The 24,339-nt window shown below is 71.3% G+C and carries 22 protein-coding genes; 13 read left to right on the top strand and 9 right to left on the bottom strand.

Translation table 11 applies throughout. The annotated features are described in order from the left end of the window. Positions 1-5 precede the first annotated feature (5 nt). Together OG210_RS30110 and OG210_RS30115 are read left to right on the top strand one after the other, a co-directional pair. Entirely contained in the window at positions 6-920 is a 915-nt protein-coding gene (locus OG210_RS30110; protein ID WP_328323845.1) for a sugar ABC transporter permease, read from the top strand. Continuing rightward, positions 917-1,834: a carbohydrate ABC transporter permease gene (locus tag OG210_RS30115; protein WP_328323843.1), complete on the top strand. Its 918-nt coding sequence runs from the start codon at positions 917-919 to the stop codon at positions 1,832-1,834. Before OG210_RS30110 ends, OG210_RS30115 begins: the two co-directional genes overlap by 4 nt. Positions 1,835-1,901: 67 nt before the next feature. Here the strand turns inward: OG210_RS30115 and OG210_RS30120 are convergent, their stop codons facing one another. Further along, the gene (locus tag OG210_RS30120) at positions 1,902-3,128 is read right to left on the bottom strand and encodes a glycosyltransferase (protein ID WP_371539670.1); all 1,227 of its coding nucleotides are present in this window, start codon (positions 3,126-3,128) and stop codon (positions 1,902-1,904) included. Further along, the gene (locus OG210_RS30125; RefSeq protein WP_328323841.1) at positions 3,125-3,952 is read right to left on the bottom strand and encodes a MerR family transcriptional regulator; all 828 of its coding nucleotides are present in this window, start codon (positions 3,950-3,952) and stop codon (positions 3,125-3,127) included. Before OG210_RS30125 ends, OG210_RS30120 begins: the two co-directional genes overlap by 4 nt. Positions 3,953-4,149: 197 nt before the next feature. On the opposite strand from OG210_RS30125, the gene OG210_RS30130 reads away from it, so the two are divergent. Then, a complete protein-coding gene (locus OG210_RS30130) occupies positions 4,150-5,640 on the top strand; it encodes an FG-GAP-like repeat-containing protein (RefSeq protein WP_371539673.1) in 1,491 nt (496 codons plus the stop codon). A gap of 211 nt (positions 5,641-5,851) precedes the next feature. Beyond that, complete coding sequence (locus OG210_RS30135; RefSeq protein WP_328323837.1) at positions 5,852-6,889, top strand: NUDIX domain-containing protein; 1,038 nt, start codon at positions 5,852-5,854, stop codon at positions 6,887-6,889. Between the two features lie 36 nt (positions 6,890-6,925). On the opposite strand, the gene OG210_RS30140 is transcribed toward OG210_RS30135, so the two are convergent. Then, a complete protein-coding gene (locus tag OG210_RS30140; RefSeq protein WP_328323835.1) occupies positions 6,926-8,302 on the bottom strand; it encodes a dipeptidase in 1,377 nt (458 codons plus the stop codon). A 166-nt stretch (positions 8,303-8,468) separates the two neighbouring features. Here OG210_RS30140 and OG210_RS30145 point away from each other — a divergent pair, with 166 nt between their 5' ends. Then, positions 8,469-9,785: a geranylgeranyl reductase family protein gene (locus OG210_RS30145; protein WP_328323833.1), complete on the top strand. Its 1,317-nt coding sequence runs from the start codon at positions 8,469-8,471 to the stop codon at positions 9,783-9,785. A gap of 246 nt (positions 9,786-10,031) precedes the next feature. Here OG210_RS30145 and OG210_RS30150 read toward each other — a convergent pair whose 3' ends face one another. Both OG210_RS30150 and OG210_RS30155 read right to left on the bottom strand, forming a co-directional pair. After that, a complete protein-coding gene (locus tag OG210_RS30150) occupies positions 10,032-10,796 on the bottom strand; it encodes an alpha/beta hydrolase (protein ID WP_371539678.1) in 765 nt (254 codons plus the stop codon). A 310-nt stretch (positions 10,797-11,106) separates the two neighbouring features. Continuing rightward, on the bottom strand, positions 11,107-11,556 hold the full coding sequence (locus OG210_RS30155) for a nitroreductase family deazaflavin-dependent oxidoreductase (protein ID WP_328323829.1): 450 nt from the start codon (positions 11,554-11,556) through the stop codon (positions 11,107-11,109). A gap of 129 nt (positions 11,557-11,685) precedes the next feature. Between OG210_RS30155 and OG210_RS30160 the strand changes: the two genes are divergently transcribed. Genes OG210_RS30160 through OG210_RS30170 form a run of 3 tightly spaced genes read left to right on the top strand, consistent with a single transcriptional unit; the run spans position 11,686 to position 14,530 of the window. Then, on the top strand, positions 11,686-12,384 hold the full coding sequence (locus OG210_RS30160; RefSeq protein WP_328323827.1) for a TetR/AcrR family transcriptional regulator: 699 nt from the start codon (positions 11,686-11,688) through the stop codon (positions 12,382-12,384). A 59-nt stretch (positions 12,385-12,443) separates the two neighbouring features. After that, complete coding sequence (locus OG210_RS30165) at positions 12,444-13,868, top strand: sensor histidine kinase (RefSeq protein WP_371539683.1); 1,425 nt, start codon at positions 12,444-12,446, stop codon at positions 13,866-13,868. After that, positions 13,865-14,530: a response regulator transcription factor gene (locus OG210_RS30170; protein WP_328323825.1), complete on the top strand. Its 666-nt coding sequence runs from the start codon at positions 13,865-13,867 to the stop codon at positions 14,528-14,530. The genes OG210_RS30165 and OG210_RS30170 overlap by 4 nt, the downstream gene beginning before the upstream one ends. 114 nt (positions 14,531-14,644) lie before the next feature. On the opposite strand, the gene OG210_RS30175 is transcribed toward OG210_RS30170, so the two are convergent. Beyond that, positions 14,645-15,880 carry an MFS transporter gene (locus tag OG210_RS30175; RefSeq protein WP_328323824.1) on the bottom strand — a complete coding sequence of 412 codons (1,236 nt, stop codon included), beginning with the start codon at positions 15,878-15,880 and terminating at the stop codon, positions 14,645-14,647. 87 nt (positions 15,881-15,967) lie between these two features. On the opposite strand from OG210_RS30175, the gene OG210_RS30180 reads away from it, so the two are divergent. Beyond that, on the top strand, positions 15,968-17,182 hold the full coding sequence (locus OG210_RS30180; RefSeq protein ID WP_328323823.1) for an ROK family protein: 1,215 nt from the start codon (positions 15,968-15,970) through the stop codon (positions 17,180-17,182). 106 nt (positions 17,183-17,288) lie between these two features. Here OG210_RS30180 and OG210_RS30185 read toward each other — a convergent pair whose 3' ends face one another. Then, positions 17,289-18,053 carry a TetR/AcrR family transcriptional regulator gene (locus OG210_RS30185; protein ID WP_371539687.1) on the bottom strand — a complete coding sequence of 255 codons (765 nt, stop codon included), beginning with the start codon at positions 18,051-18,053 and terminating at the stop codon, positions 17,289-17,291. Positions 18,054-18,167: 114 nt separating this feature from the next. Between OG210_RS30185 and OG210_RS30190 the strand changes: the two genes are divergently transcribed. From OG210_RS30190 to OG210_RS30200, 3 genes are all read left to right on the top strand, one after another. Further along, on the top strand, positions 18,168-19,646 hold the full coding sequence (locus OG210_RS30190) for an APC family permease (RefSeq protein ID WP_371539690.1): 1,479 nt from the start codon (positions 18,168-18,170) through the stop codon (positions 19,644-19,646). A 97-nt stretch (positions 19,647-19,743) separates the two neighbouring features. Continuing rightward, the gene (locus tag OG210_RS30195; RefSeq protein ID WP_371539693.1) at positions 19,744-21,378 is read left to right on the top strand and encodes an amidohydrolase; all 1,635 of its coding nucleotides are present in this window, start codon (positions 19,744-19,746) and stop codon (positions 21,376-21,378) included. A gap of 284 nt (positions 21,379-21,662) precedes the next feature. Further along, on the top strand, positions 21,663-21,956 hold the full coding sequence (locus OG210_RS30200; protein ID WP_328323818.1) for an SHOCT domain-containing protein: 294 nt from the start codon (positions 21,663-21,665) through the stop codon (positions 21,954-21,956). Between the two features lie 70 nt (positions 21,957-22,026). Here the strand turns inward: OG210_RS30200 and OG210_RS30205 are convergent, their stop codons facing one another. Both OG210_RS30205 and OG210_RS30210 read right to left on the bottom strand, forming a co-directional pair. Then, on the bottom strand, positions 22,027-22,524 hold the full coding sequence (locus OG210_RS30205; protein ID WP_328323816.1) for an ATP-binding protein: 498 nt from the start codon (positions 22,522-22,524) through the stop codon (positions 22,027-22,029). Between the two features lie 140 nt (positions 22,525-22,664). Continuing rightward, positions 22,665-22,976, bottom strand: a complete 312-nt coding sequence (locus OG210_RS30210; protein WP_327299092.1) for a hypothetical protein — start codon at positions 22,974-22,976, stop codon at positions 22,665-22,667. 221 nt (positions 22,977-23,197) lie between these two features. Here OG210_RS30210 and OG210_RS30215 point away from each other — a divergent pair, with 221 nt between their 5' ends. Then, complete coding sequence (locus OG210_RS30215; protein ID WP_328323813.1) at positions 23,198-24,331, top strand: PLP-dependent cysteine synthase family protein; 1,134 nt, start codon at positions 23,198-23,200, stop codon at positions 24,329-24,331. The last annotated feature ends 8 nt before the right edge of the window (positions 24,332-24,339 follow it).

The raw sequence follows: 24,339 nt of genomic DNA on the forward strand, positions 1-24,339 counted from the left end.
AGACCGTGGCGCTCAACACCGCGCGGCGCTCCGCACGACGAGGCCGCCGCCGCTTCACGCGGCGCGACCTCGTCGTTCTCGGGCTGCTGCTGGGCATACCCGTCCTGCTCGACATCGCCATCGTGTGGGGACCGACCCTCGCTTCCGTCGTGCTCTCCTTCACCAGCTGGGACGGCGTCGGATCCATCAAGTGGGTGGGTACGCAGAACTACGCGAACCTCTTCACCAATTACCCGCCCTTCTGGCCCGCGGTCCGGCACAACCTGCTGTGGCTCGGCTTTCTCGGTCTCGTCTCGGTACCGTTCGGGCTGCTGCTCGCCGTACTGATCGACCGGGGCGTGCGCTTCAGCCGCTTCTACCAGTCGACGCTCTACATGCCGGTGGTGCTCTCGCTCGCCGTCGTCGGCTTCATCGCACAGCTGGTCTTCTCCCGCGACCAGGGAGTGCTCAACGCCCTCATCGGCAACACCAAGAACCCCACCGACTGGCTCGGCGACCCGAAGCTCAACATCTGGATGATCCTGCTGGCCGCCGCCTGGCGGCACACCGGATACGTGATGATCCTCTATCTGGCCGGGCTGAAGGCCGTGGACCCCTCGCTCAAGGAGGCGGCGGCCATCGACGGCGCGAGCGAGGCGCAGACCTTCTTCCGGGTCGTCTTCCCGACCCTGCGGCCGGTCAACGTCATCGTCGGTGTCATCACCGTCATCGAGTCGCTGCGCGCCTTCGACATCGTCTACGCGGTCAACCACGGCCGCAACGGCCTGGAAGTGCTCTCGGTGCTCGTCACCGACAACATCATCGGCGAGGCGAGCAGGATCGGCTTCGGCTCGGCCATCGCCGTGGTGCTGCTGGCGGTCTCCATGGGCTTCGTCGTGACGTATCTGGTGCAGGAGATCCGAGGAGAGAAGTCCCGATGACCGTCGACACCGCGCCGCCGCCCACCGCGGTCCCGGCGTCCGCGCCCGCCGTACGCCGAAGGGGGCTGCGGCCCGGCCGCATCGGCTTGCACGTCTTCCTGATGGGCGTCTCGATCGCGTTCCTCGCGCCCCTGCTCCTCGCCGTCTACGCCTCGCTCAGGCCGTACGACGAGACCTCCAAGTACGGCTACTTCTCACTGCCGCGGCATCTGTCCTTCCACTACTACCAAGAGGCCTTCAGCGACTCGGGGATGACGAAGTACTTCGTCAACACCCTGATCATCGCCGTGCCCGGAGTCATCGTCACGCTCTTCCTCGCGTCGTTCGTGGCCTTCGCCGTGTCCCGGCTGAAGATGCGCGGCGGCATCGTCCTGCTGATGCTGTTCACCGCGGGCAACCTGCTGCCGCAGCAGGTCATCGTCACCCCGCTGTACGTCGTGTTCAACCGCATCCCGCTGCCGTACTGGATGTCCGACTCGATGACCATGTTCGACTCGTACTGGGCGGTCATCCTGGTCCAGGTCGGCTTCCAGATCGGCTTCTGCGTCTTCGTCCTCGCGAACTTCATGCGCACACTGCCGCAGGAGATCCTGGAGGCGGCGATCGTCGACGGCGCGGGGGTGTGGACCCAGTTCTGGCGGATCACCCTGCCGCTGTGCCGCCCAGCCATCGCGGCGCTGTGCACCCTTGAGTTCACCTGGATGTACAACGACTTCCTGTGGGCGCTGGTCTTCATGTCCGACGGCGACAAACTGCCGATCACCTCGGCACTGAACAATCTGCGCGGGCAGTTCTTCACGGACTACAACCTGCTGGCCGCGGGTTCGGTGATCGTGGCACTGCCGACGCTTGTGGTGTTCCTGCTGCTGCAGCGGCACTTCATCGCCGGGCTGACACTCGGATCCACCAAGTGAGCTGCCGGTAGCCGAGGTTACGGGGAGGGGGCGCCGCCGGCTGTTGCGACGTCCCCTCCCTGCCCCCTCACCCCCCGGCCGCCTCCACCGCCCTGAGTACGGCCCCCACCCCGTCCTCGGCGGCCATCAGCGCGGCCCCCCTCCGGGCCGCCCTCCCCAGGGACGCGTCCCGTACGGCGGTGCGGACCGCTTCCGTGAGGCGCGTCCCTTCGGGGTCCCCGGTCAGGGCCGGGAACGGCAGCGGAGCGGTGGCCGCGCCCGCGGCGGCGAGCCGGGACGCCCAGAACGGCTGGTCGGCCGTCACGGGTACGGGCACCGACGGGACCCCCGCCCGCAGAGCCGCCGCCGCGGTGCCCGCCCCCGCGTGGTGGACCACTGCCGCGAGCTGCGGGAAGAGCAGCTCGTGCGGCACCTCGCCGACCGTCAGCATGTCGTCCCCGGCCCCGCAGTCCCCAGCCGAGAGCCCGGCCCGCCCAGACTGGAGCACGCCCCGGACCCCGGCGCGGCGCAGCGCCCGCACCGCGAGGGCGCCCAGCCGCTCGCCCTCGCCGTACCCCATGCTGCCGAAGCCGACGAAGACCGGAGGCGGGCCGGCGGCGAGGAACTCCGCCAGCCGGCCGGGCAGTTGGGCGCCGGGCGGTACCCGGGGCCACCAGTTCCCGACGACCTCAAGTCCGGGGCGCCAGTCCGCCGGGCGGGGGACCAGTGCCGTGCTGAAGCCGTGCAGGACGGGCAGCGGGTCCGCCTTCCTGCGGCGGTGCAGGGCCCCGGCGCCGGCGCGGGGGAGCCCGAGCTCCGCGCGCAGCGCGCGTACCGCGTCCCGGTACAGCCGGTCCACCACACGCTGCGAGAACAGCCCCGCCGCGCGGTTGCCCCACCGGCCGAGGGAGCGGGCTCCGCCCACCGCGGGTGCGAACTCGCCGGTGGGCTCCACGGGTTGCAGGTACACACCGAGCGCCGGTATACCCAGCGCCTCCGCCAGCTCGACCCCCAGCGGCGCCGTGGTGGTGGACAGCAGCAGCAGTCCGGTGTCCTGCGGCACCGCACCGGCGAGCCCGGTGCCCAGCTCCCGTACGAAGCCCGCGGCCGTCCGCAGCATCGAGCCGCCGCCCTGTCCCCGGTACGGGTCGGCCGGAAGTGGCCGGAGCGTGAGCCCGGCGGCCTCCACGAGCGGCGCGAAGGACGCGTCGGCGGCCAGTGCGACCTCGTGCCCGGCCTCCTGGAGACCGGCGCCGAGACCTGTGTACGGGGCGATGTCCCCGTACGATCCGGCGGCTGCGACAAGAATCTTCATGACTGCCCCCGCGCAGGTCCCGGCCGGTGGTTCTGCCGGTGCTGGAGCTGCCCCGACGCCAGTCGTACGGCGTTGGCGTGGACCGCCGTACGCAGGAACCCGGCGAGCCCCGGCCGCTGTTCGGATGGCGGGACGACAAGCGCGAACGCGCGGGGGTCGGTGGCGAAGTCGTCGGCGATCCTGGTGTGGACGGTGGTGGAGCAGGGGGTGAACCAGCGGCCGATGTGCTGCCTGTGTTCCTCCGCCAGTTCCACGGCGGCCCGGCCGTCCGGCGCTTCCCCGGCGTCGAAGGCCGTGGTGAGCCGGTTCCGCCAGGACTCCGCCTCGGCCATGATCCGCTTCCAGTCCTCCTTGGTGTGTGCGGCGGCACTGGACATGGAGTGCTGGTGGGCCTCGCTGTCCTGCCACTTGAGCTGCGCCTCGGTGGCGTAGCTCAGATCGAAAGTGACCTCACCGAACACCTCGGAGCGCTCCTCGGGCGTCAGCTCGACTCCCGTGCGCTGCACCTCCAGGGCGCGCTCGGTGAGGTTCACCAGCCGCTGGAGTTCGGCGATCTGCTCGGTGAGCAGCCGGTGCCGGGCGCGCAACCGGTCCACTGCCCCGGCCTGCGGGTCCCGGAGGACGGCGGTGATCTCGTCCAGCGAGAAGCCCAGTTCGCGGTAGAAGAGGATCTGCTGGAGCCGGGCCAGGTCGGCGTCGTCATAGAGCCGGTACCCGGCGGGACTGCGGGCACCCGGTGAGAGCAGCCCCGTCCTGTCGTAGTGGTGCAGGGTGCGAACGGTGACACCGGCGAGGCCCGAGACCTGCCCTACCGAGTACGCCATGTGACGACCGCCTTCCGTACGGCGACCGCTCCCCGGTGCGGGAACGGATCGGTCCCCAGCGTGGTCCCTGACGTCGGGTCAGGGTCAAACCGGCCTCTGCGGACCGGAATGTTCCGGCAAAGTCTTGGCGGGTGCAACCATTGCGCGCTCTCGTGTGTCAGGGGAGGAGAAGCAGTTTTCAAGAGATCGGAGTTCGTGTGCATTCCCGAGCCCTGGGCGCAGGTGTGGCCATCGCCGTAGCAGTGGTGTCCGCCGCTGTCGCCGCGCCCGCATCCCAAGCCGCGTCCCCGTCGTCCATACGGGCGGCGCAGTCCGCACCGGCCGCCGGAGCCGTCAAGAAGGCCGACTTCAACGGTGACGGTTATGCGGACATCGCTGTCACCGCGCCGTCGGCCACCGTCGACGGCAAGAAGGGCGCCGGATACGTCGGTGTGATGTACGGCTCCAAGTCCGGTGTGAACAAGGCCTCCAAGCAGGTCATCAGCCAGAACACCGAAGGTGTCCCGGACTCGGCGGAGTCCGGCGACGCGTTCGGCAGCGCCATCGCCTCCGCCGACCTCGACGGAGACGGCTACACGGATCTCGTCGTCGGTGCGGCGGACGAGGACGCGGGCGTCGGGAAGCTCGGCACGCTCACCGTGCTCTGGGGGAGCCCCACCGGCCTCACGGGCGGTGCGGTGCTGGCCAAGGGAGACACCGACACCGGGAGCATCGGCGACAAGCTGGCGGTCGGCGACTTCAACGGCGACGGCGGCCAGGACGTGGTGACCGTCGCGGGCAACCAGCATCTGCGCGTGTTCTCCGGCCCGTTCAAGCGGGACGGATCGGCGAAGAGCACGTCGATCGTCCGTGACACCGAGGACACCCGGTACCTCGACATCGCTGCGGGCGACATCACGGGCGACGGCATCACTGACCTGGTCGGCACCATCCACGACGGTGACGAGTACGACGCCCGCCGGGTGCGCTTCCTGCCCGGGACGGCGAACGGTCTCGGCGCGCCCAAGATCGTCGAGGACGCGAAGGGGGACCGGGTCCAGGGCGGCGAGCACGTCGCCACGGGTGATGTGAACCACGACGGCTATGCGGACATCGTTGTCGGCCGTCCGGTGGAAGGCTACGACAGCGACCTCAACCTGCCCCTCGCCAAGGGCGGCATGATCATGTACATACCCGGCGGCGCGTCCGGACCGCAGGGCACCAAGGCCAAGGCCTTCAGCCAGGACAGCGCGGGCGTCCCCGGGGCGTCCGAGGTGGGCGACAGGTTCGGCGAGGCGGTTTCCGTCGGTGACACCAACGGCGACGGCTACGGTGACATCGCCGTCGGCCTCCCCGGTGAGGCCCTCGGCACCAAGGCGAAGGCCGGACAGGTGATCGTCCTGCCCGGCAGCGCGACCGGACCCACCGGCACCGGCTCCAAGGCGTTCAACCAGGACACCCCGGGCGTCGAGGGTGCCGTCGAGCCCAATGACGCCTTCGGCGGGGCGACGTCGCTGATGGACGCCAACAGCGACGGCCGGGCCGATCTCGTCGTCGGCTCGCCCGGCGAGAACGACAACGCCGGATCCGTCTGGGTCCTGCCGGGCAGCACCGCCGGCACGACCGGCACCGGTTCGATGACCTTCGGCGCAGGCACGCTCGGGACCGACCCGACGAACGCCATGCTGGGATCGTCCTTCAACCGCTGACCCGCAGGCAGCACCAGCCGCTGACACAGGATGCCCAGGGCCCCGCCCTGGGCATCCCTGCTGTCCGGTGCACAGGGCGCCGTACACCGGCGGGCCCGGCACGGTCCGTACGGCGAATCGCCCGTCCGATGCACCATGCCGCCCAACCGGGTTTCCGTGGCAAGGTGTTGCGGGCAAACCACTGGGGCCCAGGCCGGGAAGAGGGGGAACCGTGATCGTCTGGATCAACGGTGCGTTCAGTGCGGGCAAGACAAGCACCGCGCGGGAACTGATCGATCTGATCCCGAACAGCACCTTCTACGACCCCGAGGTGCTCGGCGGGGCGCTGCGTCTCCTGCTGCCGCAGAAGAGACTGGCCGAGGTGAACGACTTCCAGGACCTGCCGGTCTGGCGGCGCATGGTGGCCGACACGGCGGCCGCGCTCCTCGCGGATGTCGGCGGGGTGCTCGTGGTGCCGATGACGCTGCTGAGACAGGAGTACCGCGACGAGATCTTCGGCGGGCTCGCCTCCCGCCGGATTCCGGTCTGTCATGTGCTGCTGGCAACAGAGGAAACGATCCTGCGGGAACGGATCGCCGGGCGCGTGGAGCTGCCCGGCGACCCGGAGGGCAGCGAACGCGTCCGGCAGTGGTCCTACGAGCACATCGAGCCGTACCGGACGGCGCTCGGCTGGCTCACCGCTGACGCCCACACCGTCGACAACACCGCGCTGACCCCCGCCGAGACCGCTGAGCGGATCGCCGAGGCGCTGCGCTCCGGGGCTGCCGGGGCCTGCGAGATCGTCCAGACCCCGGAGCCGACCGCCGAGACGCTCGCCGCGGGCGTCCTCCTCTTCGACGAGCAGGACAGGGTGCTGCTCGTCGACCCGACGTACAAGCCGGGCTGGGAGTTCCCCGGCGGGGTGGTCGAGAACGGCGAGGCCCCGGCGCAGGCCGGCATCCGGGAGGTGGCCGAGGAGATAGGGATACACCTCGGGCAGGTGCCCAGACTCCTGGTGGTCGACTGGGAGCCGCCGAAGCCACCCGGCTACGGCGGTCTGCGGCTCCTCTTCGACGGCGGCCGCCTCGACAGCACCGAAGCCGGGCGGCTTCGGCTGCCCGGCTCCGAGCTGCGCGGCTGGCGCTTCGTCAGCGAACAGGAGGCGGCGCACCTGCTGCCGCCCAACCGTTACCAGCGGCTGCGCTGGGCGCTGCGGGCCCGGGAACGCTCAGCCGTACTCAACCTGGAGGCCGGGGTGCCGGTCGGCTGACGGGCACCCCGGCTGCGCCTACCGGGCGGGTTGTGCCTACTGGGCCTGCTGTGCCGTTTGGGAACGCGCGTAGTTGACGAGGAAGTGCGCCTCGGCGACGGAGAGCCGCTCCAGCTCCTCCGGGGAGACGCTCTCGTTGACGGCGTGGATCTGCGCCTCCGGCTCGCTCAGCCCGATCAGCAGGATCTCCGCCTCCGGGTACAGCGTGGCCAGCGTGTTGCAGAGCGGGATCGAGCCGCCCATGCCCGCCGACTGCATCTCCTCGCCCGGGTACGCGACGCGCATCGCCTCGGCCATCGAGGCGTACGCGGGGCTGCTGGTGTCGGCGCTGAACGGCTGGCCCTGGCCGACCTGTTCCACCGAGAGCCGTGCGCCCCACGGGGTGTGCGCCTTCAGGTGCGCGGTCAGCAGCCCGGTGGCCTCGGCGGCGTCGGTGCCCGGCGGCACCCGCAGGCTGACCTGGGCCCGCGCGCTCGCCTGCACCGACGGCGTCGAGCCCACGACAGGCGGACAGTCGATACCGATGACGGTGACGGCGGGGCGCGCCCAGACGCGGTCCGCCACGGTGCCGCTGCCGATCAGCTCCACACCGTCGAGGACCTTCGCGTCCTGACGGAACTCGTCCTCCGGGTACTGGAGTCCGTCCCACGCGGCGTCCGCGGCCAGCCCGTCGACCGTCGTCGAACCGTCCTCGGCGCGCAGCGAGTCCAGCAGCCGGATCAGCGCGGCGAGCGCGTCGGGCGCCGCGCCGCCGAACTGGCCGGAGTGCAGGTTGCCTTCGAGGGTGTCCAACTGGACCCGGAGCATCGTCATCCCGCGCAGGGTGGCGGTGACGGTCGGCAGACCGACGCGGAAGTTCCCGGTGTCGCCGATGACGACCGCGTCGGCCGTGAGCAGCTCGGGGTGTGCCTCGGCGTACCGCTCAAGACCGCCGGTGCCCTGTTCCTCCGAGCCTTCCGCGATCACCTTCACGGAGACCGGGACGCCCCCGTTCGCCTTGAGGGCGCGCAGCGCGAGCAGGTGCATGATGAACCCGCCCTTGCAGTCGGCGGCCCCGCGCCCGTACCAGCGGCCGTTCCGCTCGGTCAGCTCGAACGGCGGGGACAGCCAGGCGTCCTCGTCGAGCGGCGGCTGGACGTCGTAGTGCGCGTAGAGCAGCACGGTCGGCGCGCCCTCGGGGCCGGGCAGGAGACCGTAGACGGACTGGGAGCCGTCGGGGGTGTCGAGGAGCGCGACGTCCTGGAAGCCCTCGGCGCGCAGCGCCCCCGCGACCCAGTCCGCGGCGCCCTCGCACTCGCTCCTGGGGAAGACCGCCGGATCCGCGACCGACTGGAAGGCCACCAGCTCGGTCAGCTCAGCCCGTGCGCGGGGCATCAGAGAGGCGATGGACTCGGCAATCGGATTCGCGGTCATGGGCACGCTCCTCGTGGGTGCGACGTTGAAGTACGTGTACGTGTGTGCACACATGCGTTCGTTTGCGGGCTGACCGATCCTCCCACAGCGGGGTCGGCCGGCAGCGCGCCGTAGTATGCCGTCGACAAGCACGGGCCACTGGTCGGATCAGGAGCAGCAGCACATCGTGAGCAGCGAGAACGCAGACGCGGGCACGGAACACGACCAGCAGGTATGGGATGTGGTGGTGGTCGGCGCAGGTCCGGCCGGGGCCTCGGCGGCGTACGCCGCGGCGGTGGCGGGACGGAGGGTTCTCCTTCTGGAGAAGGCCGAGTTGCCGCGGTACAAGACATGCGGCGGAGGCATCATCGGGCCGTCGCGCGACTCGCTGCCGCCGGGATTCGAACTGCCGCTGCGCGACCGGGTGTACGCGGTGACGTTCTCGATGAACGGCAAGATGACCCGGACCCGCCGGTCCAAGCAGATGCTCTTCGGGCTCATCAACCGCCCCGAGTTCGACCAGGGGCTGGTCGAGGAGGCGCAGAAGGCGGGTGCCGAGATCCGTACCGGCGCCGCCGTCTCCCGTGTCGAGCAGCACGGGTCCGCCGTGCCCGACCGGCGCACGGTCGCGGTCGTCCTGGCCGGCGGCGAGACGGTGCTGGCACGCGCGGTCGTCGGTGCCGACGGCAGCGCCAGCCGGATAGGGGCCCATGTCGGAGTGAAGATGGATCAGGTGGACCTCGGCCTCGAGGCCGAGATCCCGGTCCCGCCGACGGTCGCCGAGGACTGGGCCGGACGGGTGCTCATCGACTGGGGCCCCATCCCGGGGAGTTACGCATGGGTGTTCCCCAAGGGCGACACTCTCACCGTCGGTGTGATCTCGGCACGCGGCGAGGGCGCGGCCACCAAGCGGTATCTGGAGGACTTCATCGCCCGGCAGGGGCTGGCCGGTTTCGAGCCGTCCGTCTCGTCCGGCCACCTCACCCGGTGCCGCAGCGAGGACTCGCCGCTGTCCCGCGGCCGGGTGCTGGTGTGCGGGGACGCGGCCGGACTCCTTGAGCCGTGGACGCGTGAGGGGATCTCGTTCGCGCTGCGCTCGGGACGGCTGGCCGGTGAGTGGGCGGTCCGGGTCGCCGAGGCGCACGACGCGGTGGACGCCCGCCGCCAGGCGCTGAACTACGCCTTCGCCATCAAGGCCGGTCTTGGTGTGGAGATGGCGGTCGGGCGCCGGATGCTCAAGGTGTTCGAGCGCCGTCCGGTGATGCTGCACGCGGTGATCACCGGGTTCCGGCCGGCCTGGAAGGCGTTCGCCGGGATCACCCGCGGTTCGACGTCACTGGGCGAGCTGGTCCGTACGCATCCGCTGGCGCAGCGCGCACTCGGAGTGCTGGACCGCAAGGAGGCCGCCAGGACGGCCGGGAAGGCACCGGGCCCGGACGCGGAGGACGAGGCCGCCGAGGACAGTGGCGAGGACGCGGGCAGGGAAGTCAGCCCGGTCGACTAGCCGGCCAGGCCGTGCCCGGCCGATCATGGCTGTCGCGTCATCGGGCCGTTGTTTCCAGCCCGTTGTTTCCGGCATGGCTGGGGACGGGTGTGGTGAGCGGACGGATGCCGAGTGGGAACGGTTGCGGCCGTTCCTGCCGGCGGATCGGCGGATCGGCGAGTGTGGACGGTGTGGTGTGGCCATCGACAGGTGGTGGCCGGGGCAGCGGCGCCCGATCGGCAGACCGGACGCCGCTGCCGCTCACCTTCAGGCCGGTGAGGTGGCCGCCCTGCCGAGATGCCGGGCGAAGAACCGGGTCGCGCTGTCGGCCTCGAACCTGGGCATCTCCATGTGCTTGCCCGCGTTGGCGTGCAAGGACTTCTCCTTCGATGCGAAGGCGTCGAACAGCGCGAGACTGCCCTCGCGGGGGATGCGCTCGTTGTCCCACTGCAGGTCGAACTCGATCGGGACGGTGATCTGCCGAGCCGCCTCGACCAGGGCGTCGGGCCACATCATGCCGAAGACCGCGGCTGTGATCCTGGGCTCGGCTGCCACCAGCGGCACCCCGATCGCCATGCCCAAGCCGATGCCGACGTAGCCCACCGGCCCGTCGGCGCCGATCTCGGGAAGTTCCTGAAGGGCGTCCAGGGTCGCCTGCCACTCGGGCACGGCAAGCTCCGCCAGGCGGGCGTTGTAGCGCACGACGATCGGGCCTTCCGGCTCGCCCGCCGCCTGCGCCTTGCGCAGCTCGGCGATCTCCTGCTCGTCGTGCGCGGTGCGCGGCCGGTCGCCGTGACCGGGCGCGTCGATGACGGCGGCATGGAAGCCGCAGCCGGTCACGAGAAGGCGGGCGCGGCCCGCCATGGCGCGATGCTTCTTGTGGGCGCCGCCGCCGTGGCCCATCAGGACCAGGGGCGCGCGATCGGCGCCGGAGGCCGGCGACCAGAGAACTCCGGGGATGCCGCCCACGGTGAAGTCGCGCTCGACCATGCCGTTCGAGGACGACTCGGCGGTGAACTGCAGAGAGTGCATAGGTGTTGCCTTTCGGGAGTGCCTTGTTGTCGAGGCGCTCCCGGCGATACCTACGTCAATCGCCCGACCGTGACGGCAAGGGGGAGCACCCACATCGATACAGCGTTCATGGGTCTCACCTCCTGGGGCGGTGTCGCGGTCAACTGCAAGTTACCAGCCCCGGTCATCATTACTCCAACCCTTTTCCCCACCGCTGATCACAACTCCGGAGTCGTGAGCGCAACTACGGCTGAACCCAAGGGTCATGGCAAAGAGACAGGAGACAGAGGGGTGATGGGGCAGGCTCGGGACCTGCGCCCCGGGCCGGACCTCACTCCGACGCCGTGATCCGGAAGACGGGGTGGTCGGGGGCGATCCGGTCGAGCTCCTCGGCGGTCGAGTCGGCGTCCACTCCGTCGAAGAAGGCACCGACCTCCATCTTCCAGCGCTTGAGATAGGCGCGAAGGATCTCCGGCTTCTCCTCGTCGGGCACCTCGACCGCGCGGAAGGGCTGCGATCTGCGGCCGAGCAGCAGCTCACCGCCGCCGGCCGCGCGCATGTTGTGGGTCCACTGGACGTGCCCGCGCGCGGCGACCAGATACTGCCCGCTCTCCAGCTTCAGCGGGTTGACCGGGGTGCGGCGCCACTGGCCGCTCTTGCGTCCGCGCACCGCGAGGACCCGGGATCCACGGATGCTGAGACCGTGCCTGGTCAGCCAGGCGACTGTCCGGTTGAGCACCTTGACCGTGAACCAGCCGGGCTGCTTGACGTAGGTGGTCATGGGGATCCTCTTCAGTGGAGTGTGAGCAGTGCTCTCGTTCGTGAGCAGTCTGCCTCGGATTGGTGATCCAAAGCAAGAGCACTGCTCTCGTTATAGGTCGGTGATCTGAAATCTGGCAGACTGGCCACCATGAGCGCTGTCCGAGGAGCCAGAGAACGAGCCCGCACCGAGATCACCGCAGCCATCAAGGACGAGGCGCGCAGACAGCTCGCCGACCAGGGAGCCGCGAAACTCTCCCTGCGTGCGGTGGCACGCGAACTCGGCATGGTCTCCTCCGCGCTCTACCGCTACTTCCCGAGCCGTGACGACCTCCTCACCGCTCTCATCGTCGACGCCTACGACGCGATCGGCGACACCGCGGAGACGGCTCTCGCCGGAGCCGGCCCGGGGGCCTCCGCCCGTACCCGCTGGGTCACCGTCTGCAGGGCGATACGCGGCTGGGCCCTCGCCCGCCCGCACGAGTACGCGCTGATCTACGGCTCCCCGGTCCCCGGCTACACCGCACCCAGTGCGACCATCGGCCCCGCCTCCAGGGTCGCCCTGGCCCTGATCTCCATCGCCGGCGACGCCTACCGCAGCGACGGCCTCGCGCTCCCGCGGGTGGCCCCCGCGCTGCGGACCGAGGCGGAGCGCCTCGCCGCCGACATCACCCCGGATCTCCCGCCCGCCGCGGCCGTCGCGCTCGCCGCCGCCTGGGCGCAGCTCTTCGGGCTCATCTCCTTCGAGGTCTTCGGCCAGTTCAACCGGGTGGTGACGGACCGCGACGCCTTCTTCGAGCAGGCCGCGGAGAACCTCGCCGACTCCGTCGGGCTACTCCGCCGGGAGTAGAGGTGACCGCCACGCCGGGCTGACGTCCCGGGAGCCCCCGCCGGTCTAGCGTTGCCTCCATGGACGAGCCCGGCACGGAAGAGCGACACGGACCCCTGAGGGGCGGGCCGCCGTGGGCGCACAGCCGGTCCGGCCGGGGCCGTGCGGCGCGAGGGCGTGGTGAACGCGGCGGACGTGGCGGGCGCGGCGAATACGGCGAATACGGCGGACGTGGTGGGCGCGGTCGCCGGCATCCGGCGTGGGAGCACGGCGGTCCGGGCCGGTGGCAGCCGCCGTGGGAAGGGGCGCCCGCACACCGGGTGCCGTGGCGCTCCACCCTGGTCCTCACCGTGATCGTCCTGGTGGGGACCACCATCGCCGCCCACGGGCAGTCCGGCTACCGCGCCCCGCTCGACGTCTGGGCCAGGCTGCTGCTGCTGGCCGGGCAGGCGTTCCTGCTGCTCCGCCTCAAGTACCCGGTCCTCACCGCCTTCGCCACCGCGGCCTGCGCGATGGTCTATCTGGGCGCCGGATATCCGTACGGACCTGTCTTCCTCACCGTCGCCGTCGGCTGCTTCGCCGCCATCGTCGCGGGCCACCGCTATGCCGCCTGGTCCGCCGTCGCGATGCTCTGGGCCGGGCACGTCCTGGTCGCGCACTGGCTCTACCGCTGGCTCCCGCCCGCCGGTGACCACGCCGCCCCCTGGGGACAGGAACTCGTGGTCACCGCCTGGGTGGTGGCGATCCTCGCCGCCTCCGAGCTCGCCCGGGTACGGCGCGAGCAGTGGGCCCGGGAACGGGCCGAACGGCGCGCCGCCGAGAAGCGCCGCGCCGACGAGGAACGGCTCCGTATCGCCCGTGAACTCCATGACGTACTGGCCCACAGCATCTCCGTCATCAATGTGCAGTCGAGCGTCGGCCTCGCCCTCCTGGACTCCGACCCCGAGCAGGCGCGTACCGCCCTGACCACCATCAAGGCCGCGAGCAAGGAGGCGCTCGGCGAGGTGCGCCAGGTGCTGGACACCCTGCGGGCGCCCGGCGCGGCCCCGAGGGCGCCGGCCCCCGGACTCGACAGGCTCGCCGAACTCGTGGAGCAGGCCTCCGCCACGGGCCTCACGGTGGACACCGTGACCGAAGGCGTACGCAGGGAGCTCCCGCCCGGCGCCGACCTCGCCGCCTTCCGTATCGTCCAGGAGGCGTTGACCAATGTGGTGCGCCACTCCGGGTCCCGTTCCGCCCGCGTCACCCTCGCCTACGCCCCGCGGCAGTTGGTCCTGCGGATCGAGGACGAGGGGCCGGCCACCGGCGACGACGCGGGCGGCAGCGGCAACGGGCTGGTGGGGATGCGGGAGCGGGCGGCCGCGCTGGGTGGCACGATCGACGCGGGCCCGCGCCCCGGAGGCGGGTTCCGGGTCGAGGCCGTCATCCCGTTCACCGGCGGAGCCTCCGCGCCCCGTTCCGCACCGCCCGCCGAACCGCCCCCCGAACCGGAGGAGTCACCGTGATCCGTGTCCTGCTCGCCGACGACCAGTCACTGGTCAGAGCCGGATTCCGGGCGCTGCTCGGGGCTCAGCCGGACATCGAGGTGACCGGCGAGGCCGCCGACGGCGCCGAGGCGCTCGCGCTGGTACGGGAACTGCGGCCCGACGTCGTGCTGATGGATATCCGGATGCCGCTGCTCGACGGCCTGGCCGCCACCCGGAAGATCACCGCCGACCCGGAGTTCGACGGGGTCAAGGTGGTCATGCTCACCACCTTCGAGCTCGACGAGTACGTCTTCGAGGCGATCCGCTCCGGAGCCTCCGGCTTCCTGGTCAAGGACACCGAGCCGGAGGAACTGCTGCGCGCGGTACGGGCGGTGGTCGACGGCGACGCGCTGCTCTCGCCGGGAGTGACGCGCAGGCTCATCGCCGAGTTCGCCGCGCGTTCCAAGGAACCGGCCGCGGCCGTCGGCCTCGGCGGACTCACCGAACGCGAGCGGGAGGTGATGGCCCTGGTCGGTATCGGCCTGTCCAACGACGAGATCGCCCGCAGACTGGTCGTCAGCCCGCTCACCGCCAAGACCCACGTCAGCCGCGCCATGGTGAAACTCGGCGCCCGCGACCGGGCCCAACTCGTGGTCCTGGCGTACGAGTCGGGGCTGGTGCGCCCCGGCTGGCTGGGCTGAGCACGGGCCGCCGCCGTACCGCCGCATCGCCCACCCCGCTCAGGACCAGGTGAACGCGGGTTCCGGAGTCCGCGGCGGACGGCATCGATGAACTGCTGTGCGCGTTCCACGGTTTCAGGCGGACCGGGGGGCCGATGCGTTGCGGGTGGCGTATCCGATCAGGGCGGCGGCCGCGGCGAGCAGCGCCACCGTGGTGAGGGCGACGGGCAGCGAAAGCCAGTCCGCGACGAAGCCGATCACGGGCGGGCCGATGAGCATGCCCCCGTAACCCAGGGTGGACGCCGTGGCGACCCCGCCGGGACCTGCCAGCGCGCCGGCCCGGGCCACCGCGACGGGGAAGCTGTTGGCGAGCCCGAGCCCGGCCACCGCGAAGCCGGCCAGTGCCAGCCAGACCGTGGGTGCGAGCGCTCCCAGCAGCAGGCCGGCGGCCGCGACGGTCGCACCTCCGACCAGGGCGCGGGTCTGGCCGAGACGTTCCAGGAGTGCGGTGCCGGAGAGCCGGCCGACCGTCATGGCCAGCGCGAAGAGCGAGTACGCGGCGGCCGCGACCCCCGGATGCGCATGCAGATCCTGTTTCAGATGCAGGGCGCTCCAGTCGGCCATCGCCCCCTCCCCGTACGAGGTGCACAGGGCGATCGTGCCGAAGACCAGCACCAGCCGCCCGGTGTGGCTGCCGAGGCGCAGCGGCGCCGTGTCCCGTACCGGGGTCCGTGTTGTCGCCGCGGGCGGGGCCGGGACCGGGTGCCGGAGCAGGCCACGTCCGGCGACGCAGGTCACCAGCAGTCCGATGACGGTCAGGCCGAGCAGATGGGACGCCGCCGACAGCCGGCCGGCGACGAGTCCGCCCACGCCCGCTCCGACCATGCCGCCGAGGCTGAACGCGGCGTGGAAGCTGGACATCACCGGGCGGCGCAGCGCGGCGACCAGATCGACGGCGGCACTGTTCATCGCGACGTTGAGCCCGCCGTACGCGGCGCCGAAGACCAGCAGGACCAGGCCGAGGGCGAGCGCCGAGTGCGTCTGCGGCGGCAGCGCGATGCTCAGCGAGAGGAGGGCCGCGCAGGCGACGGTGACCGGATGGTTGCCGAAGCGCCGGCACAGCCGCCCCGTGAGCATCATCGTGATCACGCCCCCCGCGGACACCCCCAGCAGCGCCAGGCCGAGTGCGCTCGCCGAGGCGCCGGTCTGCTGCTTGATCGCGGGGATGCGGACCACCCAGCCGGCGAACACGAAGCCGTCCAGGGCGAAGAAGACGGTGAGGATGACCCGCAGACGGAGCAGGGAGGGTATGGCGCTGATTTCGCCGGGGCCTCCCGAGAGAGCCGTCCCGACTTTGTTTAGATTCGGCACAAAAGAAGGATAGGGGGAGCGGTGGCAGGGAACAAGGGCGGTACCGGATCGTCTTCCGCCGCCCGGGATCATGGGAGACTCGCCCCCATGAACGGCAAGGTGACGACCAACCGGACCAGACTGGAGCGTGGCCGCAGCGCGCTGGGACCGGCGCTCGAGCTGGTCCACACGGGCCGCGCGCCCACCCGGGCGGTGCTCACGGCGGAGTTGGGTGTCACCCGCGCCACCGCCGGCGCGGTCGCGGCCGAGCTCGAATCGCTCGGGCTGATCCAGGTCGACTCGCGCCCCGGCGCCGCCGCCGGCTCCCAGGGCAGGCCCTCGCACCGGCTGTCCGTCAACGACAGCGGGCCCGTCGTGCTCGCCGCCCAGGTGCACGCGGACGGTTTCCGCGCCGCCCTCATCGGGCTCGGCGGCCGGGCGGTCGCCACCTCGCCCGGCTGTGTCACGGTCTCCGCCGACCCCGCGCAGGTCCTCGGCGCGGTCGTCGACGAGGGGGCCGCGCTGCTGCGTGACAGCGGTCTGCGCTGCGTCGGAGCGGGACTGGCGGTGCCGTCGGCCGTCGCCGAACCGGAGGGCACCGCGCTCAACCCGCTGCACCTGGCGTGGCCCGCGGGTGCCCCGGTCCGTGACATCTTCGCCGACCGGGTCCGCGCGGCGGGCATCACGGGGCCCGCCTTCACCGGCAACGACGTCAACCTCGCGGCGCTCGCCGAACACCGGCACGGAGCGGGCCGCGGCGCACAGCATCTGCTCTGCGTGGCCACCGGGCACCGCGGGGTCGGCGGTGCACTGGTCCTCGACGGCCGTCTGCACACCGGGAGTTCGGGCCTGGCCCTGGAGGTCGGGCACGTCACCGTCAACCCCGAGGGCCGCCCCTGCTACTGCGGAAGCCGGGGCTGCCTCGACGTCGAGACCGACCCGCTCGCCTTCCTGACCGCGGCCGGACGCACCCCGGGCCCCGAGGTCTCGCTGCTCCAGCAGTCCCGCGACATTCTCCGTACGGAGTACGACGATCCGGGGGTACGGATCGCCGCACAGGAGATCGTCGACCGCCTCGGGCTCGGCCTGGCCGGGCTTGTCAACATCCTCAACCCGGACCGCATCATCCTCGGCGGGCTCCACCGCGAACTGCTCGACGCGGACCCGGAGCGGCTGCGCGCGGTCGTGGCCGACCGGAGCCTGTGGGGGCGCAGCGGCGGGGTGCCGATCCTGCCGTGCACGCTGGAGCACAACAGCCTGGTGGGGGCAGCCGAGTTGGCCTGGCAGCCGGTCCTCGACGACCCGCTCACGATCACCGGCTGAGGGCGGGGGAGGCGCCCGGGCCCTGCGTACGTCCCTCCGGCGCCCGGCTCACGCGGACCACTCGGGCTCACGCGGACCACTCAGGTCTATACGTGGGCTGCTCAAACTATGCGCCCTGGCCGGGGTGTTGGTGTTCCCTCCCCGTCCCGGGCGGAGCAGCGGTCCCGTTCAGGAGGGCCAGCCGCGCGGCCGCCGCCTCCAGCAGCAGGTCGAGGCTCTGCGCGTAGGCGGTGCGCCGCATCTCCGCCAGCAGCAGCGCCGAGGTCGCCGCGATATGGGGATGGGTGCCGGCCGGCAGCACCGCGTAGGTGCGGTGCCAGACCAGCCGTTCTGCCTCCCGCGCCTGCGATGGCAGGGCCGTGGTGGCCGCGTCCAGTGCCGCGAAGGCGAGACTGGTGTCGACGAAGCTGTGGTAGATCCGCACCGCTTCCGGGTCCGGGAAGCCGCCATCGCGCAGCACCCCCAGGATCGACTCGACCGCGTGCACCTCGTGCGGCCGCCCGGTGACCCGGTGCGCCGCCAGCATCGCCGCCTGCGGATGCTCCTGGTAGGCGGCGTGCATCCGGAGTCCCAGCTCCCGGAGGTCCTTCCGCCAGTCGCCGGTCGGCGCCCAGCCCGCGAAGGACTGGCCGATCAGCTCGTCGGCGACGGCCAGCAGCAGCCCGTCGGTATTCGGGAAGTAGCGGTACAGCGCGCTGGGGTCCGCCCCCAGGGCCGCGCCCAGCCGCCGCACGGTGAGCGCCTCCGCGCCGTGCTGCCGGATCAGCCGCAGCGCGGTCTCCACGATCAGTTTCTCCGAGAGCACCGTGCCCTGCTTGGTGCGCCGCTTCCGTGCTCCGGTCGTGACCTGCCGTCCGCTTCCGTCCGCCATGGCCCAGACCTTATGTCAACGCCGTTGACTTGGTAAGAGGCGGCGCGCTTCCATGTGGCTCCGGCAGGCGAAGGCAGTGTCTGTCGAGGCACTAGCGAGAGCAGCGGTGGCCCGATGACAGCAGACCTGCGAAAGTCCCTCGGCGTGGTGGACGGCGTGGTGATCGCCGCGTCCAGCACCGCCGCCACATCGAGTATCGGCATCGGTCTGGGCCTGATCGCCGGAGCGGTCGGGCTCCATCTGCCCATCATCATGCTGCTGGCCTTCCTGCCGGTCCTGGGCATCGCCGCGGCCTTCGGCCGTCTCAACCGGACCGAGCCCAACTGCGGCAACAGCTATGTCTGGGTGGGGCGTTCGCTCAGCCCGTGGCTGGGATTCCTGTCCGGCTGGGTGAACATCGTCGGCACCGTGGTCTTCCTCGCGTACACCACCACCGTCACCGGCTCGGTGCTGCTGCAACTGGCGGGCGAGGCCGGACTGCACTCCGCGGCCGGGCTCCTCCTGGACCCCGGGAACACCCTGCAGACCACCCTGATCGGGATGGTGGTCCTGGCCCTCGTCACCGCCGCCGCGATCACCGGCATCGACGTCGCTGCCCGCATCCAGCGCTATCTGCTGGCGTTCGAGTACCTGGTACTGCTGGGCTTCTGCGGGTACGGGCTCTTCGCGGGCACCCATCCCTTCACCTTCGACTGGTTCAACCCCCTCACCATCCCCTCCCTCTCGGGGCTCGCCCAGGGGATGGTGCTGGCGGTCTTCTGCTACTGGGGATTCGACGCCGCGTTCAGCGTCTCGGAGGAGGTCCGCGACCCGCGCGACGCCTCCCGGGGCGGGATGATCGCACTGGTCACCATGCTGGCCCTGTTCCTGCTCGGCGGTACGGCCTTCCAACGGGTGCTCTCGCCCGGGCAGTTGGCCGACCACGGCGCCGAGGGGCTGACCTTCTTCGGCAACCGGCTGGCCCACCAGCCGCTGGCGGCGCTCCCCCTCGTCGCGCTGATGTTCTCCGCCGTGGCCTCACTGCAGTCGGGCGTCATCCCGACCGTGCGCGGGATGTTCGCCATGGGCCGCGACCGCACCCTGGGCCGGGTCTGGACCCGGATCGACCCGAAGTACGGCACACCGGCCCTGGGTACCCTCCTGGTCGGCGCGATCGCCGCGCTGGTCGCCGTGGCGTCGCTGGTCATTCCCAGGGTCAGCGACCTGATCAGCGCGGCGGTCAACGCCATAGGCATCGTCGTCGCCCTGTACTACGGTCTCACCGCGCTCGCGGCAGCCGTACGCTTCCGCGGCCTGCTGCGCAGCGCCCCTCTGGAGGCGCTGGGCTCCGTCGTCGCCCCGGTGCTGAGTGCGATGGTGCTGTTCGCGCTGGGCGGCTATATGTGCTGGGGGTACGCCACGTCCACCGACCACTTCGCGCTCAACGCCGACAACGGCTGGTTCGCCCTGATGGTGCCGGTGCTGATGGTCGTGTCGGGTGTGCTGGCGGCCGCCTGGGCCAAGTGGGGCCGTAAGTCCCCGTACTTCAGCACCGGCCTGGCCACCGACGCCGACGCCCTCGACCTGCTCGGCCCCGGGCCCACCACCGTCTGACCCCACCGCGACCGGCCTCACCGGCCGACCTGCATCAGCCGAACCGTCCGCATCACCTGCATCACCCGCATCAGCCGCATCAGCCGAGGAGTACCGCATGACCACCTACGCCGATCTCATCTTCACCGGCGGCCCCGCCTTCACCAACGACCCGGCCCTCCGCGGTGCGGACACGGTGGCTGTCCGCGGCGACCGGATCGTGGCCGTCGGAGGGAGCGAGGTGCGCGAGCTGGCCGGACCCCGTACCGAGGTGGTCGGACTGGCCGGGCGGCTGCTGGTCCCCGGCTTCACCGACGCGCATGTCCACGCCGTATTCGCGGGCGTCGAGCTGGGCGAGTGCGACCTCACCGGCACCACCGACCTCAAGGAGTACCTGAGCCGGATCGCCGCTTTCGCCGCGGCCCACCCCGAGCGGGAGTGGATCACGGGCAGCGGCTGGTCGATGGAGTCCTTTCCCGACGGGGTGCCCACCCGGCAGCTCATCGACTCGGTCGTCGCCGACCGCCCGGTACTGCTGTTCAACCGCGACCACCACGGCGCCTGGGCCAACACCCGTGCCCTGGAACTCGCCGGCCTCACCGCCGTATCCACCGACCCGGCCGACGGCCGGATCGAGCGCGAGCCCGACGGCACGCCCGGTGGGATGCTGCAGGAGGGCGCCACCGGCCTGGTCGCACGCCTCGTCCCGCAGACGACCACGGCCGAGCGCGTCGCCGGGCTGCTGCGCGCCCAGGCCGTACTGCACTCGCTGGGCATCACCGGATGGCAGGACGCCATCCTCGGCGTCTTCAACGGCGGACCCGACGTCTCGGATGCCTACCTCGCCGCCGCCCGCGACGGACGCCTCACCGCCCGCGTCAACGGGGCACTGTGGTGGGACCGTTCGCGGGGCGCCGAGCAGATCCCCGAACTCGTCGAACGGCGTGCGAAGTTGCGCGCCGGGCGCTTCCGGGCCGACTCCGTCAAGATCATGCAGGACGGCATCACGGAGAACTTCACCGCCGCCATGACCGCCCCCTACCTGGACTCCTGCGGCTGCGCCACCGCCAACAGCGGCCTCAGCTTCGTCGACCCGGTCGCGCTGCGGGACCATGTCACCGCGCTGGACGCACTGGACTTCCAGGTCCACTTCCACGCGCTCGGCGACCGCGCCGTCCGCGAGGCGCTGGACGCCGTCGAGGCGGCGCTGACCGCCAACGGCCGTCGCGGCAACCGGCACCACCTCGCCCACCTCCAGGTCGTCCACCCCGACGATGTGCCGCGCTTCGCCCAGCTGGACGCGATCGCCAACCTGCAGCCGCTGTGGGCGACCCACGAGCCGCAGATGGACGATCTCACCATCCCCTTCCTGGGCGGCGAACTCGCCTCCCGGCAGTACCCGTTCGCCGATCTGCTGCGCGCCGGGGCCACCCTGGCCGCGGGCAGCGACTGGCCGGTGAGCAGCCCCGACCCGCTCCAGGGCATTCATGTCGCGGTCAACCGGATCGCCCACGGCGAGGACCGGCCGCCGTTCCTGCCCGGGCAGCGCCTCGACCTCGGCACCGCGCTGGCTGCCTACACGGCGGGCTCGGCCCAGGTGAACGGCCTCGACGACGGCGGTGCGATCCGTGCCGGAGCCCTCGCCGACCTGGTTGTGCTCGACCGCGACCCGTTCGCAGGCCCGCCGGAGGAGATCGGCGGAACAAGCGTGGCGCTGACGTACGTCGGCGGTGAGCTCGTCCACGCGAGCTGAGACGGACCGGGCGGGGGCGAGCCGGACACAGCCGCCCTGCTCCCGGCAGGGGAAGCCTCCCGCACTCCCTGTCTCCCCGCACTCCCGAAGAGCCTCCTCGTACGCCCGCCGGACCTCCTAGTACTCCCGTCGGACCTCCTCGTACGCCTGCCGGACCTCCTCGTACTCCCGTCGGAGCAGGCGCACAGCCGCTGGCCGTACGACGCCGTGGGCGGCTCGTCGAGAGAGGCTCGATGTCAGTAGGGAACCAGTTGGGAACCTTCCCACCGAGGAGCTGAACCGACATGAACACGCTGGCCTTCGCAGGACCCGGACCGTGGATCCTGCTCTTCCCGTTCCTCTGGGCGGCGGTCATTTTCACGGTCGTCACCGTGCTGCGCCGTACCGTGTGGCGCGGCAGGCGCGGCGGCCCGTGGCAGGGCCCCGGCCGGATGAGCTCCGCCCAGGGCGAGCACGCGCCGATCGCGATTCTCGGCCGCAGGTTCGCCTCCGGCGAGATCGACGAGGAGGAGTACTGGCGCCGGCTGTCCGTCCTGGACGAGCAGTTCGGTCCCACGTCCAAGGGCGGGTCTCTCTGACCCGTCACCTCGTCCCGGCCGTGGGGGCCCGCAGTGACGCTGCGGGCCCCCACGGCCGTGCGGCCTCCGGTCAGCTGACCAGGGCCGGCCGGTCCACCGGGCGGTCGTCGGCGAACGGCCCGGATGTCGTCGCGCCGTACACCGGAGCGCGGTGGGCGAGTGGTGTGGCGGGCGGCGCGGCCGGCAGCGTGAACCACACGACCTTCCCCGTCGCCCCGTGCGGCCGTACGCCCCAGCACTCGCTGACAGCGGCGATCATCGACAGGCCGCGCCCACAGGTGGCGAACTGCTCGGCGTCGCGCACCAGGGGCATCCGGGGGTCGTGGTCGTGGACGGAGACCGTGAGCCGGTCGAGCAGCAGATCCATCTCGACGGTGCACAGCTTGTCCGGCTGGGCGTGCCGGTGGACATTGGTGAGTAACTCGGTGACGCCCAGCGCTGCTTGGTCGATCAGGGGATCGAGATGCCAGTAGCGCAGTTGCGCCGATACGATTCTGCGGACTTGCCCGATGCGGGACGGCAGCGCTTGAAGTTCTACCGCGCAGTGCCTGGTTGGCTGGGTGATCACGGCAGCGACTCCCCGAATGAGGTCCGGAAGAAGGCGAAGTGGCCCGGCGGAGAGCTGGTCTCAGCGTGACTGCCGGTAAACCGTTAGTGATGTGACACCAGAGTCACCCAGGGGGTGCCGCTTCGCAACTCGCGCCGGGCTCAGCGCCTGCTGCCCCTGTGTACCGCGTCCAGGAACCTGGAGACCGACCTGGAGCTGTCGAGCGGCATGTTCCGCTGGCCCATCGTGAGCCGGTAGCGGGTGCCGTTGACGGTCGCCACCATGCGGCCGACCTTGGCGAACCACGGCTTTCCCGCGCTGACGGTGGTCAGCGGCGCGCTGTCGATCTCGCGTCCGCTGCTGGTGAGCAGCGCCAGCCTGCCGTCCTTGATCAGTACCTGTCCGGCCCGGGTGAGCGAACGGGTCCACCGCTCGATCCGTACACCCGTCGCAGTGAATTCAGCCTCCGACATTGTGCTCCCCGCCCTCTTCGGTTCGTCTCCCTCCGGGAAGTGTGCCGGGGCGCGGGCCCGCGCACCAGTACACCGGGGGTAACCGGGCCGCATTGGCATGTGCCGGTATGTCCCGCAGTTCCGCAAGTCAGCCCTATGGGTGGTCAAAGTGAATGTTTGTGCAGGTGGGGCGGGTATGGTCACGGACGGAGACCGGAGCGGAACCATGAGGGGCGGCACGCGTGAGTACCAGCGCACAGGGACCGGAGGGCGGAGCCGCGGCGACCGCCGATGTGGACCGCAGCGACCCGGAGTACCGGGCCTGGCTGAAGGAGGCCGTCCGCAAGGTCCAGGCCGATGCCAACCGGTCCGCCGACACCCATCTGCTGCGGTTCCCGCTCCCGGAGGAGTGGGGCATCGACCTCTATCTCAAGGACGAGTCCACCCACCCCACGGGCAGCCTGAAGCACCGGCTCGCCCGCTCGCTCTTCCTCTACGGGCTCTGCAACGGGTGGATCCGGCCCGGGAAGCCGGTCATCGAGGCGTCCAGCGGTTCCACGGCGGTCTCCGAGGCGTACTTCGCCAAGCTCATCGGCGTCCCCTTCATCGCCGTCATGCCGCGCACGACCAGCCCGGAGAAGTGCCGGCTGATCGAATTCCACCGCGGGCAGTGCCACTTCGTGGACGACTCCCGGAAGATGTACGAGGAAGCCGCCTCGCTCGCCGCGTCGACCGGCGGCCACTACATCGACCAGTTCACGTACGCGGAACGGGCCACGGACTGGCGCGGCAACAACAACATCGCCGAGTCCATCTACCAGCAGCTGAGGCTGGAGCGGTACCCCGAGCCCGCCTGGATCGTGGCGACCGCGGGGACGGGCGGCACATCCGCGACGATCGCCCGCTATGTGCACTACATGCAGCACGACACCCGGATCTGCGTCCCCGATCCGGAGAACTCCTGTTTCTTCGACGGCTGGACCCGGAACGACCCGACCGCGACCAGTGACTGCGGCTCACGTATCGAGGGCATCGGCAGGCCCCGGATGGAACCGAGCTTCGTGCCCGGTGCCATCGACCGGATGATGAAGGTCCCGGACGCGGCCAGCGTCGCCGCCGTCCGCGCCCTCGACCGGGCCGTCGGCCGCAAGGCGGGCGGATCGACCGGTACGGGGCTGTGGAGCGCGCTGAAGATCGTCGCCGAGATGGTGGCCGACGGACGTACGGGCAGCGTGGTCACCCTGCTCTGCGACCCGGGCGACCGCTATCTGGACAAGTACTACTCCGACAGCTGGCTGGAGGAGCAGGGCCTCGACATCACGCCGTACGCCGCGGCCATCGAACGGCTGCTGGCCACCGGCGTCTGGACCGACTGAGGGCCGGC

This window comes from Streptomyces sp. NBC_00466 (genome assembly GCF_041433995.1).
Taxonomy (GTDB): Bacteria; Actinomycetota; Actinomycetes; order Streptomycetales; family Streptomycetaceae; genus Streptomyces.

What these genes read in the sequence shown, in the direction of transcription:
- OG210_RS30160 (WP_328323827.1), top strand. Translation starts at nt 11,686, where the DNA reads ATGAGCGCTGTCCGAGGAGCCAGAGAACGAGCCCGCACCGAGATCACC.
- OG210_RS30155 (WP_328323829.1), bottom strand. Translation starts at nt 11,556, where the DNA reads ATGACCACCTACGTCAAGCAGCCCGGCTGGTTCACGGTCAAGGTGCTC.
- OG210_RS30120 (WP_371539670.1), bottom strand. Translation starts at nt 3,128, where the DNA reads ATGAAGATTCTTGTCGCAGCCGCCGGATCGTACGGGGACATCGCCCCG.
- OG210_RS30210 (WP_327299092.1), bottom strand. Translation starts at nt 22,976, where the DNA reads ATGTCGGAGGCTGAATTCACTGCGACGGGTGTACGGATCGAGCGGTGG.
- OG210_RS30185 (WP_371539687.1), bottom strand. Translation starts at nt 18,053, where the DNA reads ATGGCGGACGGAAGCGGACGGCAGGTCACGACCGGAGCACGGAAGCGG.
- OG210_RS30150 (WP_371539678.1), bottom strand. Translation starts at nt 10,796, where the DNA reads ATGCACTCTCTGCAGTTCACCGCCGAGTCGTCCTCGAACGGCATGGTC.
- OG210_RS30115 (WP_328323843.1), top strand. Translation starts at nt 917, where the DNA reads ATGACCGTCGACACCGCGCCGCCGCCCACCGCGGTCCCGGCGTCCGCG.
- OG210_RS30195 (WP_371539693.1), top strand. Translation starts at nt 19,744, where the DNA reads ATGACCACCTACGCCGATCTCATCTTCACCGGCGGCCCCGCCTTCACC.
- OG210_RS30140 (WP_328323835.1), bottom strand. Translation starts at nt 8,302, where the DNA reads ATGACCGCGAATCCGATTGCCGAGTCCATCGCCTCTCTGATGCCCCGC.
- OG210_RS30125 (WP_328323841.1), bottom strand. Translation starts at nt 3,952, where the DNA reads ATGGCGTACTCGGTAGGGCAGGTCTCGGGCCTCGCCGGTGTCACCGTT.
- OG210_RS30200 (WP_328323818.1), top strand. Translation starts at nt 21,663, where the DNA reads ATGAACACGCTGGCCTTCGCAGGACCCGGACCGTGGATCCTGCTCTTC.
- OG210_RS30180 (WP_328323823.1), top strand. Translation starts at nt 15,968, where the DNA reads ATGAACGGCAAGGTGACGACCAACCGGACCAGACTGGAGCGTGGCCGC.
- OG210_RS30190 (WP_371539690.1), top strand. Translation starts at nt 18,168, where the DNA reads ATGACAGCAGACCTGCGAAAGTCCCTCGGCGTGGTGGACGGCGTGGTG.
- OG210_RS30165 (WP_371539683.1), top strand. Translation starts at nt 12,444, where the DNA reads ATGGACGAGCCCGGCACGGAAGAGCGACACGGACCCCTGAGGGGCGGG.